General features: G+C 67.1%; 18 protein-coding genes. 5 read left to right on the plus strand and 13 right to left on the minus strand.

From position 1 onward, the window contains the following. Positions 1-126 precede the first annotated feature (126 nt). Positions 127-990, plus strand: a complete 864-nt coding sequence (motA, locus tag ASE70_RS05170) for a flagellar motor stator protein MotA (protein WP_056399073.1) — start codon at positions 127-129, stop codon at positions 988-990. A gap of 4 nt (positions 991-994) precedes the next feature. Then, positions 995-1,999 carry a flagellar motor protein MotB gene (locus ASE70_RS05175; RefSeq protein ID WP_082438935.1) on the plus strand — a complete coding sequence of 335 codons (1,005 nt, stop codon included), beginning with the start codon at positions 995-997 and terminating at the stop codon, positions 1,997-1,999. Between the two features lie 9 nt (positions 2,000-2,008). On the opposite strand, the gene ASE70_RS05180 is transcribed toward ASE70_RS05175, so the two are convergent. The 4 genes from ASE70_RS05180 to ASE70_RS05195 all read right to left on the minus strand — a co-directional run bounded on the left by ASE70_RS05180 (position 2,009) and on the right by ASE70_RS05195 (position 6,315). Beyond that, positions 2,009-4,819, minus strand: a complete 2,811-nt coding sequence (locus tag ASE70_RS05180) for a hypothetical protein (RefSeq protein WP_056502097.1) — start codon at positions 4,817-4,819, stop codon at positions 2,009-2,011. A gap of 146 nt (positions 4,820-4,965) precedes the next feature. After that, positions 4,966-5,340 carry a PaaI family thioesterase gene (locus ASE70_RS05185; protein ID WP_056399077.1) on the minus strand — a complete coding sequence of 125 codons (375 nt, stop codon included), beginning with the start codon at positions 5,338-5,340 and terminating at the stop codon, positions 4,966-4,968. After that, complete coding sequence (locus tag ASE70_RS05190; protein WP_056502100.1) at positions 5,340-5,780, minus strand: PaaI family thioesterase; 441 nt, start codon at positions 5,778-5,780, stop codon at positions 5,340-5,342. Before ASE70_RS05190 ends, ASE70_RS05185 begins: the two co-directional genes overlap by 1 nt. A 49-nt stretch (positions 5,781-5,829) precedes the next feature. Next, positions 5,830-6,315 (minus strand): hypothetical protein, encoded by a 486-nt coding sequence (locus ASE70_RS05195; protein WP_156355992.1) that lies wholly within the window; start codon positions 6,313-6,315, stop codon positions 5,830-5,832. Between the two features lie 94 nt (positions 6,316-6,409). Between ASE70_RS05195 and ASE70_RS05200 the strand changes: the two genes are divergently transcribed. Continuing rightward, a complete protein-coding gene (locus tag ASE70_RS05200) occupies positions 6,410-7,180 on the plus strand; it encodes a crotonase/enoyl-CoA hydratase family protein (protein WP_056502106.1) in 771 nt (256 codons plus the stop codon). Between the two features lie 32 nt (positions 7,181-7,212). Here ASE70_RS05200 and aguB read toward each other — a convergent pair whose 3' ends face one another. Together aguB and ASE70_RS05210 are read right to left on the minus strand one after the other, a co-directional pair. Then, positions 7,213-8,058 carry an N-carbamoylputrescine amidase gene (gene aguB, locus ASE70_RS05205; protein ID WP_056502107.1) on the minus strand — a complete coding sequence of 282 codons (846 nt, stop codon included), beginning with the start codon at positions 8,056-8,058 and terminating at the stop codon, positions 7,213-7,215. Positions 8,059-8,077: 19 nt separating this feature from the next. Further along, positions 8,078-9,043 (minus strand): agmatine deiminase family protein, encoded by a 966-nt coding sequence (locus ASE70_RS05210; protein ID WP_056399098.1) that lies wholly within the window; start codon positions 9,041-9,043, stop codon positions 8,078-8,080. A gap of 123 nt (positions 9,044-9,166) precedes the next feature. Between ASE70_RS05210 and fsa the strand changes: the two genes are divergently transcribed. Both fsa and ASE70_RS05220 read left to right on the plus strand, forming a co-directional pair. Then, entirely contained in the window at positions 9,167-9,820 is a 654-nt protein-coding gene (fsa, locus tag ASE70_RS05215; RefSeq protein ID WP_056399100.1) for a fructose-6-phosphate aldolase, read from the plus strand. 26 nt (positions 9,821-9,846) lie between these two features. Next, positions 9,847-10,728 (plus strand): tyrosine recombinase XerC, encoded by an 882-nt coding sequence (locus tag ASE70_RS05220; protein ID WP_056502135.1) that lies wholly within the window; start codon positions 9,847-9,849, stop codon positions 10,726-10,728. A 320-nt stretch (positions 10,729-11,048) separates the two neighbouring features. On the opposite strand, the gene ASE70_RS05225 is transcribed toward ASE70_RS05220, so the two are convergent. The 7 genes from ASE70_RS05225 to ASE70_RS05255 form a co-directional block, all read right to left on the minus strand. Beyond that, positions 11,049-11,300 (minus strand): ATP synthase F1 subunit epsilon, encoded by a 252-nt coding sequence (locus ASE70_RS05225; protein ID WP_056399102.1) that lies wholly within the window; start codon positions 11,298-11,300, stop codon positions 11,049-11,051. 121 nt (positions 11,301-11,421) lie between these two features. Further along, entirely contained in the window at positions 11,422-12,894 is a 1,473-nt protein-coding gene (gene atpD, locus ASE70_RS05230; RefSeq protein WP_056399105.1) for a F0F1 ATP synthase subunit beta, read from the minus strand. Continuing rightward, a complete protein-coding gene (locus ASE70_RS05235; protein WP_056502110.1) occupies positions 12,894-13,484 on the minus strand; it encodes a hypothetical protein in 591 nt (196 codons plus the stop codon). The genes atpD and ASE70_RS05235 overlap by 1 nt, the downstream gene beginning before the upstream one ends. Further along, positions 13,481-14,368 carry a F0F1 ATP synthase subunit gamma gene (locus ASE70_RS05240; protein WP_056502113.1) on the minus strand — a complete coding sequence of 296 codons (888 nt, stop codon included), beginning with the start codon at positions 14,366-14,368 and terminating at the stop codon, positions 13,481-13,483. The genes ASE70_RS05235 and ASE70_RS05240 overlap by 4 nt, the downstream gene beginning before the upstream one ends. A gap of 124 nt (positions 14,369-14,492) precedes the next feature. Then, positions 14,493-16,022: a F0F1 ATP synthase subunit alpha gene (atpA, locus tag ASE70_RS05245; protein ID WP_056399112.1), complete on the minus strand. Its 1,530-nt coding sequence runs from the start codon at positions 16,020-16,022 to the stop codon at positions 14,493-14,495. Between the two features lie 2 nt (positions 16,023-16,024). Beyond that, positions 16,025-16,597, minus strand: a complete 573-nt coding sequence (locus ASE70_RS05250; protein ID WP_056502115.1) for a F0F1 ATP synthase subunit delta — start codon at positions 16,595-16,597, stop codon at positions 16,025-16,027. A 406-nt stretch (positions 16,598-17,003) separates the two neighbouring features. After that, a complete protein-coding gene (locus ASE70_RS05255) occupies positions 17,004-18,551 on the minus strand; it encodes a S1C family serine protease (RefSeq protein WP_056502118.1) in 1,548 nt (515 codons plus the stop codon). Between the last annotated feature and the right edge of the window lie 318 nt (positions 18,552-18,869).

Below are 18,869 nucleotides of genomic sequence, written 5' to 3' on the forward strand. Positions count from 1 at the left end.
CGCTGATCCCCGCCCGATGGTAAATTGTCGGGTGGTAACGATTTCTCGACGTCTATCGGCCACAAGGGACGGGTGATGCGACGCAGACAGCGTGGCAACGGTTCGTAACCCAGGGGCAAGCGCCATATGTTTCCGGCCATCGGCTTCGTCGTCCTTCTCGTCATGGTGTTCGGCGGGTTCGCCTTCACCGGTGGCGATCTTGGACCCGTGCTGCACGCCCTGCCGCACGAAATGCTCATCATCGGCGGCGCGGCGGTGGGCGCGCTGATCATCGGCAATTCGGGCCGCGAGCTGAAGGGCATGGGCGGCGGCTTCATGAAGGTGCTGAAAGGCCCCAAATACAAGAAGCAGGATTATCTCGACGCGATCTTCCTCGTGTCGAAGCTGATGAAGATGCTACGCGCCGAAGGACCGATCGCCCTCGAGCCCCATGTCGAGGACCCGAAATCATCGTCGGTTTTTGGTGAGTATCCGCGGTTGGTGAAAGATCATACGTTGGTCAACCTGATCGCCGATACGCTGCGCCTCGTCGTCGTGTCATCGGGTACGCTCGACGTGCATGCGGTCGAGGAGGTCATGGACAATGCCATCAAGACCCACCACCACGAGGAACAGGGACCGCAGGCGACGCTGCAGGGCCTTGCCGACGCACTTCCCGCGCTCGGCATCGTCGCGGCGGTGCTCGGCGTGGTCAAGACGATGGGATCGATCGACAAGCCGCCGTCGGTCCTGGGCGGCATGATCGGGTCGGCGCTGGTCGGCACCTTCCTCGGCATTCTGCTCGCCTACGGTCTGGTCGGGCCGCTTGCCGGCCGGTTGCAGCAGGTGATCGACGCCGATGCCGCCATCTATCACACCGTCAAGCAGATCATCATCGCCTCGCTCCACGGCCATCCGCAGCCGCTGGTGATCGAAGCGGCGCGTTCGGGCATTCCGCACCACAACCAGCCCGGTTTCGCCGAAGTCTTCGACGGCCTGCGCGGACGCTGATCCCATGGCGAAGGCACCCCATGGCAACAACCAGCCGCCCCCCGTCATCATCGTCAAGAAGATCATCGCCGAGGGCCATGGCGGCCATCACGGCGGTGCGTGGAAGGTCGCCTATGCCGACTTCGTGACGGCGATGATGGCGTTCTTTCTGTTGATGTGGCTGCTCGGCGCCACGACCGAGAAGCAGCGCAAGGGGCTGGCCGATTATTTCACCCCGTCGCTGGTCACGGTGAAGGCCGGTGCGGCGGGATCGAACGGGCTGTTCGGCGGCGAATCGATCGTCGATCAGGACAGCTATCCGCACCGCGCCGCGCAGACGGGCACGCGGTCGCTGACCATCCCGGTCGACGCCAATGGCGGCACGCAGGTCGGATCGGGCGAAAAGGGCCGGCTGAAGAACAAGGCCGAAATGGCCGAGGCCGATCGCAAGGCGTTCGAAAAGATCAAGCGCGAACTCAAGCAAAAGCTGGAATCCAGCCTCGAACTGCGCAAGCTCGCCAAGAACGTTCGCATCGTGCCGACGCATGACGGCGTGCGTATCGATCTGGTCGACAATGCCGATTATTCGATGTTCTCGCTGGGCACCACCGCGCTCGCTCCCGAAGCGTCGAAGCTGATGGCGCTGATCGCCGAGACGGTAAAGGATTTGCCCAACACGATCATGATCCGGGGGCATACCGATTCGATCGCCTATGGCCGGCGCGAGACGATGAACAACTGGATGCTGTCGTCGGGCCGGGCAGAGGCGACACGTCGCCGCCTCGCCATGGCCGGGGTCGGCGAACGCCGCTTCGAACGGATCGAGGGCGTGGCCGATCGCGAGCCGATGGTCGCCAAGGACCCGTTCGATCCGCGCAACCGCCGCGTCGCCATCACCCTGCTGTATCAGGAGACGGCCGGGTTCGGGGGGCGTCGCATGGCCAGTACCGGGAGCGACACCCCCGCGCGGGCCGATGTACCGCGCCCCGGTGTCGAACACACCGAAGCGGCGCGTCCGGACGCGCATTGACCGGGCGGATCAGAAGAACAGCTTGCGGAAGGTCAGTCGCACGACCCGCCCGGTCGCATCGAGATAGCCGGGCTGATAGTTGATCGGCACCACGCCGTTGGCGTCGGTCACCCGCTGGCGCGCGTTGAACAGATTGTCGACGCCGATGCTGATCCGCGCGCCGCGCAGCCAGCGATTGTCGCGAACCAGCCCCGGCTGCTGCCCCAGTTCGATCCACGACCGCAGCCCGACCCGCGCGAGGCCGCCGAAATCGAGCGTCTGGCCGGTGCCACTGGCACCGCCATTGACCTCGGTCCCCGACTGCCAGTTGACGGTTACCCGCGCGCCCAGCCCGTCGCGGACATAGCCGCCGTTGAAGTCGATCTGGTGGCGCGGGGTGCCGCCATTGTCGTCGACCGCCGACCCGTTCAGCAGATCGAGTTCGGGCAGGCCGGACCGGATCACGATCGTGTCGGTCAGGTTCACGCTATGATAGACGCCGAACCACAGCCGGCCGCCGCCGCCGCCACCGAAACCGCCACGCCCGCCGCCACCGCCACCGAACCCGCCGGGTCCGCCAAAGCCACGTCCGCCGCCGCCGCCGCCCGGACCGCCGGACCCGCTCCCTTCGCCCGGACCGCGTCCGGCACCGGGCGGTGGTGGCGGCGCACCGGCCGCTTCCGCTGCTTCCCGTTCGGCCCGGCGGCGTTCCATGAAGGCGCGCCGCTCGGCCTCGGCCGCGCGCGACCGGGCGGTGGTGATCCGCTTGGCAAAGTTGACACCGTAGCGCAGCACGCTGCTGTCGGCGCGCGCGAAATTGACCGGACGGCCATCGACCCGGGTCAGGACTTTGCTGACCGGGTCGCGCGTGAAGCGATCGGGGAAGGCGTCCTGAATCTCGGCGGTGATCGTCGGGAAAGTGCGGATCGGGTTGTCGGTGTGGTTGTTGGTATAATCGAACTGGAACGAGATATCGCGCTCGCTCCACGGCTTCAGGTTCACCCCCAACTTCAACACGCGGCTGTCGCTCTGCACCAGATCGGGGTTGCCGCCGCTGATCGCGGTGACGTCGACCGTCTGGCCGAGGACATAGTCGAAGCGGCGGACGAAGGGCGTCGTGATGAACGGGTTGCCGAGCTGCTGCTGCGACGGCGCATTCTGTTCGTGGCTGACCGATGCCAGCACGCGCAGCGCGGTGATCGGTTGCCAGTTGAGGCCGTAGCCGTACGAGGTCAGCGTCCCGAAGTCCGACAGCTGTTCGACCTCGGCATTGGCGTTCAGCGACAGGCGGCCGAGCGCGGAGAGGATGTCGCGCGCGGCGTTGGCGATCGGCAGGTCGATATTGGCGCGTATCGACCCGCTGTCGCGGCCGAGATCGGCGGCGTTGGCGATGCCGGCGCGGACCGAATCGCTGTTGAAGTCGCTGGTCGTCCCGGCGATGCGGATGCTGGTGCTGGCGTCGCCGGCGGGCAGCGAGAAGGGCGAACCGGCGACCAGAGCGTTGATGCCCGCAACGCTCGACACCGATTTCGCGCGGTCGGCGGTGCGGATCAGATTGCCGAGATCGCCGAACGGGCTGAACGTGCCGGCACCGACCGCCGCCTGGATATCGGTCACGTCGACGCCGCGATCGGTGCGGGTGCTGGTTTCGATCCGGTCGTAATTGCCGTTCACGGTCCAGCGCCACCGGCCGAGATCGCCGTTCAGCGCGAAGCCGGCGTTGGCGGTCGTCGTCTCGCCATTCTGGACCAGCGGGCTGGCCTCGGCATAGCGGCGGACGATCACGGTGCTGGCAAAGGGCGAGAGCGGGGTGTTGCCGGGCAGCGTCAGCGAGATGGCGGGCAGGCCGAGCAGCGATTCGGTGCGGTTGTGCTCGACCCGTCCGGTCACCGTCGCCGCGACGTTGCCGAAGATGCTGCGTGCATAGACGCCGTTGGCGGAAAAGCGGTCGACCGCACCCGACAGCGTCCGGAACGGCGTGGTGTCGGTGATGCGTGGCGCATTGGCCCCGGCGGCGAACCCGGCCAGCGTCGGCGCGCCGTTCGGTACCGCCGCGACCGTCACCGGGGTGCCCGCCAGCGCACTCAATGCCGGATCGATCGCCGCGCCATTGGTCGTGCCGGTGACGTTGCCGATCAGGTCATAGGGCGTGCCCGACGTGTTCGGGATGATGCCGCGTTCGCTTTCCAGCAGGTTGCTGGTCGTTTCCGCCTGCAGGTTCAGGTTGAAGCGTTTGTCGCGGTCGATGCGGACCAGTCCCGCCTCGGCCTCGACATTGCTCGATCCGCCTTGCGTCGGCACGCTGCCCTGCAATTCGCCGGTATAGCTGCGGAAACGCGGGCGCAGGACGAAGTTGATGACCTTCTGATCCGATCGATAGCCGAATTTCAGCGCGACTTCCTCGGGCAAGATGTCGACGCGCAGGATCGCTTCGGTCGGCAGGTCGCGGACTTCCTGAAAACCCGCCGAGCGCCGTCCGTTGACGAGGAAGACCGGCTCCCCGCCGCGCACCGATTGCAGCTGCGGCGCGAGTTCGGCGACCAGTTCGGCGACCGAGCTGACGCCGTAGGAGCGGATGTCGGCCGGCGACAATTGCAGTTCGGGCTTGATGTCGCCCGCCACCGATCCGGGGGGCGGGCGGCCGGTGACGACGATCTCCTCGGCTTCGCTCTCAACCTCGATGCCGCCCGCGCCTGCCGGATCGGTCGGTTTATCCGGTTGCGCCGTAGCCGGAGTCTGGGCGACCGGGGTCTGCGTGGTTCCCGCGACCGGGGCGGTCTGTGCCGCCAGCGCTGCCGGTGCCGACCCCAGTGCCAAAACCGCCAATGTCCACCGCGCCATGCAAAACCCTTTTGAAACCGTGCCCGCATCGTTGCGGTGCACAGCTGCTACGTCCCGAATGTCGCACAACTATCGCAGGTCGTGAAAATATCCGGGGCCGGCACCGCCTATGAAACTCGCTCTACCGCGAGTTTTCAAACAGCCTCTCAGCGCCGCAACAGATAGTTCAGCCGCGCCGCTGCGATCGGCCGGTCGCGGTCGTCCTGCCACGCGGTCGCGGCGACATTGGCGATGCGCGCACCCAGCCGGGTGACGCTGCCCGCCGCCCATGTCATGCGTTCGCGTCCGCCGCGCATATAGTCGATGGTGACGTTGATCGGCTTGATCGTCGCTTCGTCGGCACCCAGTGCATGGCGCAGCGCAACCCATGCCGCCATTTCCAGCATGCCGCCGATCGCACCGCCATGGACGAAGCCGGGCCGCCCGAGCAGGTCGTCGGCAAACGCCATCGCGACGATCGGGTGCCCGGCATCGTCGGTATCGAGCGTCAGCCCGAGCAGGTCGGCATAGGGTGGCAGCATCAGCCGGCGTCCAGCAGCATGAAGGTGCCGGCGACATGCGCGACCGGATCGTCGGGATCGCCGTCATGGGCGATGCCGCGTACGAACGCGACCTGCCGCGCGACGCGGTAACATTCGCCGCGCCCGACCACCGTCCGCTCCGGCGTGGCCGGACGCAGATAGTCGAGCCGCAGGTCGAGCGTCGCATGTGGCAGGAACGCCCCGCGTTTCAGCCACACGCCGACGCTGGTCGCCATGTCCATCAGCGTCAGGATCGGCCCCGATGCCAGCACGCCGCGCGCCGGATCGCCGATCAGGTCGGGGCGGAACGGCAACAGCAACTCGCACCAATCCGTGCCATGCGCCCGATAGCCGATGCCCAGCCGCGACCCATGCCCGCCGACCCGCGCCGAAAAGAAGCGGGCCGGGTCGAAGCCGGGCGGGAGCGGGAAACCAGTCATCACCGGCCCTGTAGAGCGTTTCTGCGGTCTGTTGAAGCGGCGGCGGGGGTCAGTGCAGCGCGATCTCCGTGACATAGAAGGGCGCGACCGGCTTGTCGGTCGCATTCTGGACCCATAGTCCGTCGATCTGTTTGTTGTCGGCACCGATCCTCGACAGCGGCAGTTCGATTTTCTTCCAGCCGCTTGCGGGCAACGTCACCGTATAGGCCTGTGTATCCAGCGGCTTGCCGCCGACCATCGCGACGATCCGCAACTGCTGCGCGCCGCCGTCCATGCCCTGGATCAGCATCGCCACCGACTTGTATGCCGTGGTGTCGAACGGTGCGTGGTGCAGGTACAGCGCCTGATACGGTCCCGCCTCGACCCGGATCGGCTTGCGCTGCGATCCCTGTACCTCGCTCGACAATTCGACCTTCGCCCAGCTCCAGTTTTCCCAGCCCTTGCCGAGCGCGGTGCCGTACACGTCGCCGACGCCCGCGTCCTGCGCGACGGCCGGTGCCGCCAGCAGCGCCATGGCCAACCACCAATGCCGCATCTTTCCTCTCCTGTCCCCTGCCGGTATCGTCCGGCTATCCCCATGCTACGCGCGCCGCGTCGATTGAAAAGGGGGAAGTTGGGGAGCGGGACCGATGCGGGTGACGACGATGATCGCAGATGGCATCGCCGACGTCCGGCTGACCCGCGGCGACAAGATGAACGCGATCGATCCGGCGATGTTCGACGCGCTGATCGACACGATCGAGACGTTGCGTACGTCCCCGGTGCGCTGCGTCGTCCTGTCGGGCGAGGGGCGCGCCTTTTGCGCCGGGCTGGACATGGCGAGCATGGCGGCCGGCGCGGCGGGCCTAGACCTGACGGCGCGCACGCATGGCATCGCCAACCGGGTGCAGCAGGTCGCATGGGGCTGGCGGACGTTGCCGATGCCGGTGATCGCGGCGGTGCATGGGTTGGCACTGGGCGGCGGGTTGCAGATCATGGCCGGTGCCGATGTGCGGATCGCCGCACCGGACACGCGCTTTGCGATCCTCGAGGCGAAATGGGGGCTGGTCGCCGACATGGCCGGCTTCGCGCTGTGGCGCGACGTGCGCGGCGATGTCTTGCGCGAACTGGCGTTCACCGCGCGCGAATTCGATGCGGTCGAGGCACGGCGAGTGGGGTTCGTGACGCGCATCGCCGATCATCCGGTCGATACGGCGATGGAAATCGCCCGCGGCGTCGCCGGGCGCAGCCCCGACGCGGTCCGCGCCGCCAAGCGGCTCGCCAACCTCGCCGACGACGCCGATGCCGCGACGATTCTTACCGCCGAAAGCGCCGAACAGATCGCGTTGCTCGGTAGCGCCAATCAAATCGAGGCGGTGCGTGCCGGCATGGAGCGGCGGGTACCGGATTTCGACGACTGATCTCCCCTCCCTTTTCAGGGAGGGGAGTCAGGTCAGATATCCTGCACCAGCCGCCCGTACAACTCCGGCCGCCGGTCGCGGAAGAAGCCGAAGGCGGCGCGGTGACGCTTCACCCGGTCGAGGTCGAGCGTCGCGGTGATGACGCCCTCTTCCTCGCGGTCGAGTTCGGCAAGGATGTCGCCGCGCTCGTCGGTGATGAACGACGTGCCGTAGAAGGTCTGGTCATGTTCGACCCCGACCCGGTTGGCGGCGACCACCGGCACGACGTTCGACACCGCATGGCCCACCATCGCCCGCCGCCACAGCCGCGCGGTGTCGAGGCTGGTGTCGTGCGGTTCGCTGCCGATCGCGGTCGGATAGAACAGCACTTCCGCGCCCATCAGCATCAGCGCGCGCGCGGTTTCGGGATACCATTGGTCCCAGCAGACGCCGACGCCCAGCCTGGCCGGACCGTCCCACACCTTGAACCCGGTATTGCCGGGGCGGAAATAGAATTTCTCCTCATAGCCGGGGCCATCGGGGATATGGCTCTTGCGATACACGCCCTGCACGCGGCCATCGGGGTCGATCATCGCCAGGCTGTTGTAATGATGCGGGCCGTCGGCTTCGAAGAAACTGGTCGGGATATGCACCTTCAACTCGGCTGCAAGCGCCTGCATCGCCAGCACCGCCTTGTGCTCGGTGACCGGCTTGGCGTTGGCGAACAGCCCTTCGTCCTCGACCCGGCAGAAATACTCGCCCTCGAACAATTCGGGCGGCAGGATGACCTGCGCGCCGCGCGCCGCCGCCTCGCGCACCAGTCGCGCGACATTGGCGATGTTACGGTCGATATCGGTCGAGAAGCCGAGCTGGAGCGCGGCGACGGTGATCTCGGTCATGACGGGGCGGTCCTTCGGGTTATGCCGGAATCTGCTGGCTGATGCAGTGGAAGCTGCCGCCGCCGGTCAGGATATGATCGGCGCGCAGCCCCACGACCTCGCGATCGGGGAAAATTGCGGCAAAGGCGGCGATGGCGGCGGCATCGGTGCCGGTGCCGTAGAGCGGCACGACCACCACGGCGTTGCCGATATAGAAGTTCATGTGGCTGCCCGGAATGATCTCCTCATCGGGCGACAGCACGCGGCCGGGGGAGGGGACCGGCACCACCTCGACGCCGAACGCCTGTGCCCGTGCCGTCGCATCCTGATAGATGCGCCAGTTGGGATCATTCTCGGCCGCCTGCGGGATCGCCAGCCGGTTCGGCCCGACGAAGCGCGCCAGATTGTCGACATGGCCGTCGGTATGGTCGTTCAGCAGCCCGTCGCCCAGCCACAATACCCGGTCATAGCCCAGATCGTCGTGCAGCCGCGCTTCCGCCGCCGTCTTGAAGAAACCGGTGTTGCGATTGGGGTTGAGCAGGCATTGCTCGGTCGTCACGACCAGCCCGGTACCGTCGCCGTCGATCGCGCCGCCCTCGATGATCCAGTCGTGATCCGCCACGGTCAGCCCACGCCCGCGGGCAAGGCGCAGACCGATGTCGCTGTCGCCGGGCAGGTCGTACTTGCCGCCCCAGCCGTTGAAGCCGAACCGGTGCGCCGTGCCGTCGCCGCCGATGATCGGGCCGGTATCGCGCAGCCAGATGTCGCCGAACGCCTCGATCGTGACTTCGGCAAAGGGCGCGCGGGCGCGGGCGTCGTCGGCGGCTTCCACGGTCGCGGCGACCAGGATCACCGTCTCGCCGCGTCCTTCGGCATGGACGGCCCTGGCAAAGGCGACGACTTCGTCGCGGGCGGGGTCGAGGTCCTCCAGCCATAGTTCGGCGTGGCTGGGATAGCCGATCCATACGGCGGCGTGGGGGGCCCATTCGGGTTGCGGCGCGGTCATGCGCGCGCAGATACTGGATCGGCGTGCGCAGGAAAAGGGTCGACGTCGGCCTGCCCTTGCTCCCGCCGCGCCGATGGGCGATGGGGCGGCATCTTGTCCCGACCCGCGCAGGAACCGAGTCCCATGAAATTCTTCGTCGACACCGCCGATACCAGCGACATTCGCGAACTGGCCGAAACCGGCCTGCTCGACGGCGTGACCACCAACCCGTCGCTGATCCACAAATCGGGCCGCGATTTCCTTGAGGTCGTGCGCGAAATCTGTTCGATCACGCCGGGGCCGGTATCGGCGGAGGTCGTGGCGCTCGACCACGCCGGCATGATGCGCGAGGCCGAAATCCTGCGCAAACTGGCCGATAACGTCGCGGTGAAGGTGCCGCTCACCATCGACGGCCTCAAGACCTGCAAGGCGCTGACCGACGACGGCACGATGGTCAATGTGACGCTGTGCTTCTCCGCCAATCAGGCGCTGCTGGCGGCAAAGGCCGGCGCGACCTTCGTCTCGCCGTTCGTCGGGCGGCATGACGATATCGGTTTCGACGGCATGGGCCTCATCAGCGACATCCGCCTGATCTACGACAATTATGATTTCGGCACCGAGATCCTCGTCGCCAGCGTCCGCCATCCGATCCACGTCCTCGAATCGGCCAAGATGGGCGCGGACGTGATGACCGCGCCGCCGTCGGTCATCCGCGCGCTGGTCAAGCATCCGCTGACCGACAAGGGGATCGAGGGCTTCATGGCCGACTGGGCCAAGTCGGGCCAGAAGATCGGCTGATCGCAGCGGGGGCTGGCGTGAACGACCTGACGCAGCCCCTGCCGCTGGCCTTCGCGACGCATCTCGCGCGGGATCGGCGGCGATCCGCGCATACCGTTCGTGCCTATGCCGCGACCGCCGAGCGGTTGATCGCGTTCCTGCAAGGCCATTGGGGCGGGGCGGTCGATGCCCGACGACTGGCCCGCATCACCGCCACCGACCTGCGCGCCTTCCTCGCCCGTCGCCGCGAAGACGGGCTGGGCAATGCGTCCGCCGCGCGCGAATTGTCGGCGGTGCGCGCCTTTCTCGATTTCGCCGGTGTCGAAGCACCGCGCCTGCGCGGACCCCGCACCGGCAAGACCGTCCCCCGTCCGATCTCGCCCGACGACGCGGTGGCGCTGGCGGGGGATGTCGCCGACTTCGCCGCCGAACCGTGGATCGGTGCCCGCGACTGGGCGGTGTTGCTGCTGCTCTATGGCGCCGGGCTGCGCATCGGCGAGGCATTGTCGCTGACCGGGGCCGTCCTGCCGCTCGGTGCGACGCTGGTCGTGACCGGCAAGCGCGACAAGACGCGGGTCGTGCCGCTGCTGCCGCCGGTCCGCGCCGCGATCGAGGCCTATGTCGCACAGCAACCCTGGGGGACCGCGCGCGGCGCGCCGCTGTTCCGGGGGGCGAAGGGCGGGCCGCTGGCCGCCGGGGTCGTGCGCCGGGCGGTGCAGGCCGCGCGCGGGCGGCTCGGCCTCGGCGACCGCACGACGCCCCACGCGCTGCGCCACAGCTTCGCCACGCATCTGCTGGGCCGGGGGGCGGACCTGCGATCGCTACAGGCGCTGTTGGGTCATGCCAGCCTGTCCTCGACGCAGATCTATACGGCGGTCGATGCCGCGCATCTGCTGGACGTGTACCGCAACGCGCATCCGCATGGTTAGGGCGGTGCGGAGGGCTACTCATTTGCTCCATCCCTCGTCACACCGGGGCGAGCCGAGACCTATGCGAAGGTTCAGGCTTAACCGAAAACTCGCCGTACCCCCGCACAGGCGGGGGTCCAGAGCCAAGCAGAACAACGGCTTGCGCCTGGAGCCCTGGACCCCCGCCTGCGCGGGGGTACGACAGGGGGTAGGAACCAGTTCTTTCGCAGAGGTTTCGGTCAGGTCCGGGGTGACGCTCGGTTGGTGAACGCTCCAAACGCAAAACGCCGCGCCGGACCTCGGTCCGACGCGGCGTTTCGTTCAACGCGTTGTGCGAACGATCAGCCGGCCTGTTCGGCGAGGATCGTCAGCCCGCGCGAGGTCACTTCGGCGAAGCCGCCGCGGATCGCGATGCGCTCTGCCTCACCCTTTTCGGTGCGTTGGATCAGGACGTCGCCATCGCGGATCGTCGACATGAACGGCGCATGGCCTTCCAGCACGCCGAAGTCGCCTTCGGTGCCCGGCACGGTGACCATGTAGACCGATTCCGACCGCACCAGCTTTTCGGGGGTCACGAGTTCGAAGTGCAGCATATCGTTACCTTACTCCCTCTCCCCTTCAGGGGAGAGGGCCGGGGAGAGGGGCTTTCGGAAAGCGGCATCGATCTGCCCCTCTCCCTGACCCTCTCCCCTGAAGGGGAGAGGGAAAAGAGCTTTACGCGTCCTGCGCCATCTTCTGCGCCTTGGCGACCACTTCGTCGATGCCGCCGACCATGTAGAAGGCGCTTTCCGGCAGGTGATCGTATTCGCCTTCGACGACCGCCTTGAACGACTTCACCGTGTCTTCCAGCGCGACGAACTTGCCGCTGATGCCGGTGAAGACCTCGGCGACGTGGAACGGCTGGCTGAGGAACTTCTGGATCTTGCGGGCGCGGGCGACCGTGACCTTATCCTCTTCGCTCAACTCGTCCATGCCGAGGATGGCGATGATGTCCTGCAGCGACTTGTAGCGCTGGAGCAGCGACTGCACGGCGCGCGCCGTGTCGTAATGCTCCTGACCCACCGTGCGCGGTTCGAGAACGCGGCTGGTCGAATCGAGCGGATCGACCGCCGGATAGATGCCGAGTTCGGAGATCGCGCGGTTGAGCACGGTCGTCGCGTCGAGGTGGGCGAACGAGGTCGCCGGGGCCGGATCGGTCAAATCGTCGGCGGGGACGTAGATCGCCTGTACCGAGGTGATCGACCCCTTGTTGGTCGAGGTGATGCGTTCCTGCAGCGCGCCCATGTCGGTCGACAGCGTCGGCTGATAGCCCACCGCCGACGGGATACGGCCGAGCAACGCCGACACTTCCGAACCCGCCTGCGTGAAGCGGAAGATGTTGTCGACGAAGAACAGCACGTCCTGGCCCTCGACGTCGCGGAAATATTCGGCGATCGTCAGACCCGACAGCGCAACGCGCGCGCGCGCGCCCGGCGGCTCGTTCATCTGGCCGTATACCAGCGCGACCTTCGAACCTTCGCTCGTCGGATTGCCGTCGGCATCCTTGGCGATGACGCCCGCGTCGAGGAATTCGTGGTACAGATCGTTGCCCTCGCGGGTACGTTCACCCACGCCCGCGAACACCGACGTGCCGCCATGGCCCTTGGCGATGTTGTTGATCAGTTCCTGAATGAGAACCGTCTTGCCGACGCCCGCGCCGCCGAACAGGCCGATCTTGCCGCCCTTGGCGTAGGGGGCGAGCAGGTCGATGACCTTGATGCCGGTGACGAGGATCGCGCTCTCGGTCGACTGGTCGACGAACAGCGGGGCCGCTGCGTGGATCGGCGCGGTGGTTTCGGCACCGACCGGACCGCGCTCGTCGATCGGCTCGCCGACGACGTTCAGGATGCGGCCGAGCGTCTTCGGGCCGACCGGCACGCGGATCTGCGAACCGGTGTCGCGCACCGCCTGACCACGGGTCAGACCCTCGGTCGCGTCCATCGCGATCGTGCGGACGGTGTTCTCGCCCAGATGCTGCGCGACTTCGAGGACCAGCCGGTTGCCGTTATTGTCGGTTTCGAGCGCCGACAGGATCGCCGGCAGCTCGCCGTCGAACGCAACGTCGACGACCGCGCCGATGACCTGGCTGATCCGGCCGGTATGGTTGGTGCTGCCTTGGGGGGCGTAGGTGTCTGCGGCGGTTGCCATCACTGCTTCCTCGGTTCGCTGCTGCTGCCCGCCTGTGGCGCGGGGCGGGTAAAGGTTACGACCAGACGGCGTCCGCCGTCGATCTTTTCACGGGTAATCTGGTAATCGGCACCGGACAGGCTGCCCTTGGCCGGGCTTTCGGTCATGATGCCGCGCTTGACCTCGTCCCGGCCGGGCAGGCCGAGGCTGGCGAGCGGACGGTCGATCCAGCGCGCGAACTGGTCCTTCGCAAACGGGCTGGAGTCGAGGTTCACGATGTCCAGCGTGAACCGAACCCGGTCGATCCGCGTGGCATCGCCCCGGACGGACAGGTTCGCGATGTTGACCGGCTTGATCGACGGATCGGCCATCGGCGTCGGCATCGCATTGGCGATGAAGGCACCGCCGGCCTGTTCGTAGGGCGACAGGCGGAAGCCCATGCCGTTCAGCAGGTCGATCGTCTTCGGCGCATCGCCGAACACCGTCGCCCAGCCGCCGGTGACGAACGGCGTCGGCGTCGCGCGCGGCCGTTCCGCCGCCCTGTCGGCAGCAGGCTGACCGCAGCCGGCCAGCGTGGCGACGAGCGCCAGCAGGACGGCAGGGCGGATCACAGCGCCTCGGCGCCCGAGATGATTTCGACCAGTTCGGTCGTGATCGCGGCCTGACGGGTGCGGTTATATTCGATCGTCAGACGGTTGATGAGATCGCCCGCATTGCGCGTGGCGTTGTCCATCGCCGTCATCTTCGAACCCTGTTCCGACGCCGCGTTTTCCTTCATCGCGCGGTAGATCTGCACCGCGATGTTCGTGGGCAACAGGCTGTCGAGGATCGCTTCCTCGCTCGGTTCATATTCGACGACGGCATCGGCGGAAGGTTGCGAAGGTGCCACGGCGGGGGTCGGGATCTTGACCGGAATCAGTTGCTGTTCCGTGGGTTCCTGCGTCAGCACCGTCTTGAAGGTGGCATAGAACAGGTGCGCGACGTCGAATTCGCCGGCGTGGAAGCGGCGGATCAGGTCGTCGGCATAGCCCTTCGCGTCGGCAAAGGTCAGCTTGCCGAGATCGCCCGGTTCGACCGAATGGACGAAGCCGTCGCGGAACTGGCGCGCCAGCACGGCGCGACCCTTGCGGCCGATCGTCAGGAACTTGACGGTCTTGCCCTGTTCCTGAAGCTCCAGCGCGCGGCGGCGCGCCATGCGGGCGATGTTCGAATTGAACGCACCGGCCAGCCCCTTGTCCGACGTCGCGACGACGAACAGGTGGACCTGATCGCTGCCGGTGCCGGCGAGCAGCGGCGAGCTGCCCTCGGTGACCTGCACCGTCGAGGCGAGGCTGGCGACGACCTGTTCGACGCGGCTCGCATAGGGACGACCGGCCTCGGCCGCCTCTTGCGCACGGCGCAGCTTGGCGGCGGCGACCATCTTCATCGCCTTGGTGATCTTCTGCGTCGACTTCACCGAGCCGATGCGGAGCTTTAGGGCCTTGAGGCTTGCCATCTGTTTTCCCTACTCCCTCTCCCCTTCAGGGGAGAGGGTGGGGAAGCGCGGGGGTGGCAACTTCGGCCGTCCCGCGCTTCCCCTCTCCCAACCCTCTTCCCTGAAGGGGAGAGGGCTTTGATGGTTATGCGAAGTTCTTGGCGAACTGGTCGAGCGCGGCCTTCAGGCCCGACTTCGCCTCGTCGCCCAGATCCTTGGTGTCGCGGATCTTGGTGAGGACGCCCGCATGGTTCGCGCGGAGATCGGCGAGCATCGCCTGCTCGTAGCGGGTCACGTCGTTCACCGGAACGGTGTCGAGATAGCCCTGCGTGCCGGCGAAGATCGATGCGACCTGTTCCTCGAACGGCATCGGCGAGAACTGCGCCTGCTTGAGCAATTCGGTCAGGCGCGCACCGCGGTTCAGCAGCTTCTGCGTCGACGCGTCTAGGTCCGACCCGAACTGCGCGAACGCCGCCATCTCGCGGTACTGCGCCAGCTCCAGCTTGATCGACCCTGCGACCTTCTTCATCGCCTTGGTCTGCGCGGCGGAACCGACGCGGCTGACCGAGAGGCCGACGTTGATCGCGGGGCGGATGCCGGCGAAGAACAGGTCGGTTTCGAGGAAGATCTGGCCATCGGTGATCGAGATCACGTTGGTCGGGATGTAGGCCGACACGTCGCCTGCCTGGGTTTCGATGATCGGCAGCGCGGTCAGCGAGCCGCCGCCATTGGCGTCGGACATCTTGGCAGCGCGCTCGAGCAGGCGGCTGTGCAGATAGAACACGTCGCCAGGGTACGCTTCGCGGCCCGGCGGACGGCGCAGCAGCAGCGACATCTGACGATAGGCGACGGCCTGCTTCGACAGATCGTCGAACACGATCAGCGCGTGCATCGCGTTGTCGCGGAAATATTCACCCATCGCGGTGCCGGTGTACGGCGCCAGATACTGGAGCGGGGCGGGGTCCGACGCGGTCGCGGCGACCACGATCGAATATTCCATCGCGCCGTTTTCTTCGAGCGTGCGCACCAGCTGGGCGACGGTCGAACGCTTCTGGCCGACGGCGACATAGACGCAATAGAGCTTCTTGCTCTCGTCATCGCCCGCATTCGCGGTCTTCTGGTTGATGAAGGTGTCGATCGCGACCGCCGACTTGCCGGTCTGACGATCGCCGATGATGAGTTCGCGCTGGCCACGGCCGACGGGGACGAGGGCGTCGATCGCTTTCAGGCCCGACTGCATCGGTTCGTGAACCGAGGTGCGCGGGATGATGCCCGGTGCCTTCACGTCGACGCGGCTGCGGCGGTCCGACACGATCGGGCCCTTGCCGTCGATCGGGTTGCCGAGACCGTCGACGACGCGACCCAGCAGCCCCTTGCCGACCGGAACGTCGACGATGGTGCCGGTGCGCTTGACGGTGTCGCCTTCCTTGATCGACGAGTCCGACCCGAAGATCACGACGCCGACATTGTCGGCTTCGAGGTTCAGCGCCATGCCCTGGATGCCGCCGCCGAACTCGACCATTTCGCCCGCCTGGACGTTGTCGAGCCCGTGGATGCGGGCGATGCCGTCACCCACCGACAGCACCTGGCCGACTTCCGAAACCTGCGCTTCGGTGCCGAAATTGGCGATCTGGTCGCGGATGACCTTCGAAATTTCTGCGGCGCGGATATCCATGTTCAGCCTTTCATCGCGTGCGCGAGCGTGTTCAGTCGGGTCTTGATCGAGCTGTCGATCATCTGGCTGCCGATCTTGACGATCAGACCGCCCAAAAGCGTGGGGTCGACCTTCAGGTCGATCGCGACGTCGCGACCGATCCGGTGGCGCAGCTGCTGGCGCAGCGCATCGACCTGCGAATCGTCCAGCGGATGTGCCGAAACGACCTCTGCATTGGTTTCACCGCGGCTGCGCGCCGCCAGTTCGCGAAACGCGCGGATGATCGCGGGCAGGTCGCCCAGACGACGATTCTGCGCGAGCACGCCGAGGAAATTGGCGGTCAGCGGGTCGAGGCCCAGCACCGGTGCCAGCGCGGCGATGGCGCGCGCGGCGTCGACGCGACCGATCAGCGGGCTTTTCACCAGCGCGGCGAGATCGTCCGATTCGGCGATGCCCGTCGACAGCGTCTTCAGGCTCGATTCGACCGCGTCGAGCTGGCCCTGCTGCTGAGCGAGGCCAAACAGCGCGGTTGCATAGCGGCCACCCAGGCTCGCCTGGATCGTTCCGCCGCCAGTAGTTCCGCCGGATGTCTCCACGCGTGCGTCCTTGTCAGGGGTCAATTCAACATCCCATGCCGGTGAGGGGGCCGCACTCCCAACCGCCGTCGCGAACCAATGTCGCGCCGCTGACCGGCCCCACGCGCCCCCGATGGGTCGTGGGGGCCGCTAGCATCGGTGTCATGATTTCGCAAGCTTTGCGGGAGGTGGCGTGGTGTGTTCCGATTCGGATGCAAGCTGAACGGGGGATTATCGGACCGCGGGAAGGAAGCGGGGTTCACGCGGAGGCGCGGAGACGCGGAGGGGGTGCGTCCGTTTCGACCGCACCCCGCGCCAGCGGCCTATTGCCCGCTGCAACCGCGGGCCGGGTCTTCCGATCGCGAGCGACAGTGCCCGGAGCGTAACCCCTCCGCGTCTCCGCGCCTCCGCGTGAAAACCCCTGCTTCTACTTGGCCGCGGTACACCGATAGACCAGCCGTTCGTTGACCTGCGCGGGCAGCGAGGTGCGAATCGCCGATTGCTGCGTGGCAAGCGCCGCGCGCGCGCCGGTGTCGGCGGCGCACGCCTTTTGCTGCACCTGCCCACGCAACGTGCGGGCGCGCTGCATCGATTCGGCGGACAGCAGATAGCGGCTGTTGGTGTAGCTGCCGCTGACCGGATCGAAGCGCAGCACCGACACGGTGGCGTCCTCATTCGGGACGAGAATCCGCTCCCACCCGCCGCCCGGCGCCTCGGCATATTGGGTGCGGCCGTTCATGCAGCCATCGGCGCGCCAGCCGAAGCGGACGGTTTCGACCGGCGACAGGATGATGCGGCTGCGTTCGGGCACCAGCGTGCATTCGAGCGGCCCGGTCAGCGGCGCGATCCGGGTCGCGGCGGTATTGCCCGATTCGTCGGCGGCGGCGATCGAGGCCGGATCGAAATCGGGCCGCAGCAGGAAGGTGGCGATCGCGCCGACGAACAGCACGCCGCCGCCGATCGCGGCGAACTTCGCGGTACGCGGCTGCCCACGGGTCAGCAACAACCCGGCCCCACCAGCCGCCAGCACCGACAGTGCCAGCAGCAGCGCGGCGGCGGCGATCATGTTCTCGCGAGTTTCGGCATTGTCGGCGCGCGCCTGTTCGAGCGCGGTCGCGCGTTCCTCGCGCGCGCGTTCGGTGGCGGCGCGGGCGCGCTCGCGGTCCTCGATCGTCTGGCGTTCGGCATCGGCGCGGTCGCGGGCATCGGCATCGGCGAGCGTCAGGCAGGGGGTGGCGATGGTCGCGACCTGCTGCGCCGCCTCGCGCAGGAACGCGATCAGCTCGCCATCGGAAATGGCGAAGGCGAAGCTGGCATCGCCCTCCTCGCCCCGGGTCAGCGCCGAATTGACGCCGAGCACCCGGCCGCACCGGTCGAGCAGCGGCCCGCCCGAATTGCCGCGCGCGATGCTGGCGGTATGGACCAGCACCGCCGTGCCCTCCAGCGTGCGGTTGCCCGACAATACGCCCTGCGAGCGGACCGGCGAGGTCGGCGTGACGAAATCGTCGACCGATCGCGCGGTGGCGAGGTCGACATTGCCGGGATAGCCGAGCGCGATGGCCGCATCGCCTTCGCCGAGGCCACCGGTATAGACGGTCAGCGGCGGCAGGCGCACGCCGCTGACCTCGATCAGCGCCAGATCGCGCGCCTTGTCGATGCGGACGACGCGCCCCTCGAACGACCGGTCTCCTTCGGACGGAACCACGCCGACGACGGTGTCGCCGGGATAGCGTTCCATCAGTTCGACGACATGGGCGTTGGTGACGATGCGATTGGGCGCGACCGCAAAGCCGGTGCCGTGTTCGACATCGACCATCTCGCCATCGACGGTCGCGATCACGACGACGCGGACGACGCCGCGCGCCGCCGCCGATACGTCGTCGGCGCGGGCAGGCGCGGAGAGGACCAGCAGCGCGGCGAGCGCCGTCAGCCAGATCGTCAGCAGGCGCAGGATCGGTGTTGCGTTCTTTACCATGGCGGCCGCCGTTTCGGCGAAACCGGCGGGCGGGGCAAGGGGGTGTGCCTGTGAGGCGGTACGTCTCCCCCCTTCCGTCACCCCGAGCTTGACCCCGGGGTCCCGCTTCTTCTTCTGCTTCTTCTGCAGTCGGTAAAAGCGGACACCGGATCACGTCGAGACCTCTGCGAACGTCGCAAACTTGGGCAAAACTCGCCGTACCCCCGCGCAGGCGGGACTGTTTACACGAGGCGCGTTTTGGATTCTTCTGTGTTCCTTTGATGTGGGATGGGGAGGACAGGATGCGTTGTCCAGCGTGCGAGGGGACCGACCTGATCA

It is taken from the genome of Sphingomonas sp. Leaf22, from assembly GCF_001421715.1.
In the GTDB taxonomy this organism is placed as follows: domain Bacteria; phylum Pseudomonadota; class Alphaproteobacteria; order Sphingomonadales; family Sphingomonadaceae; genus Sphingomonas.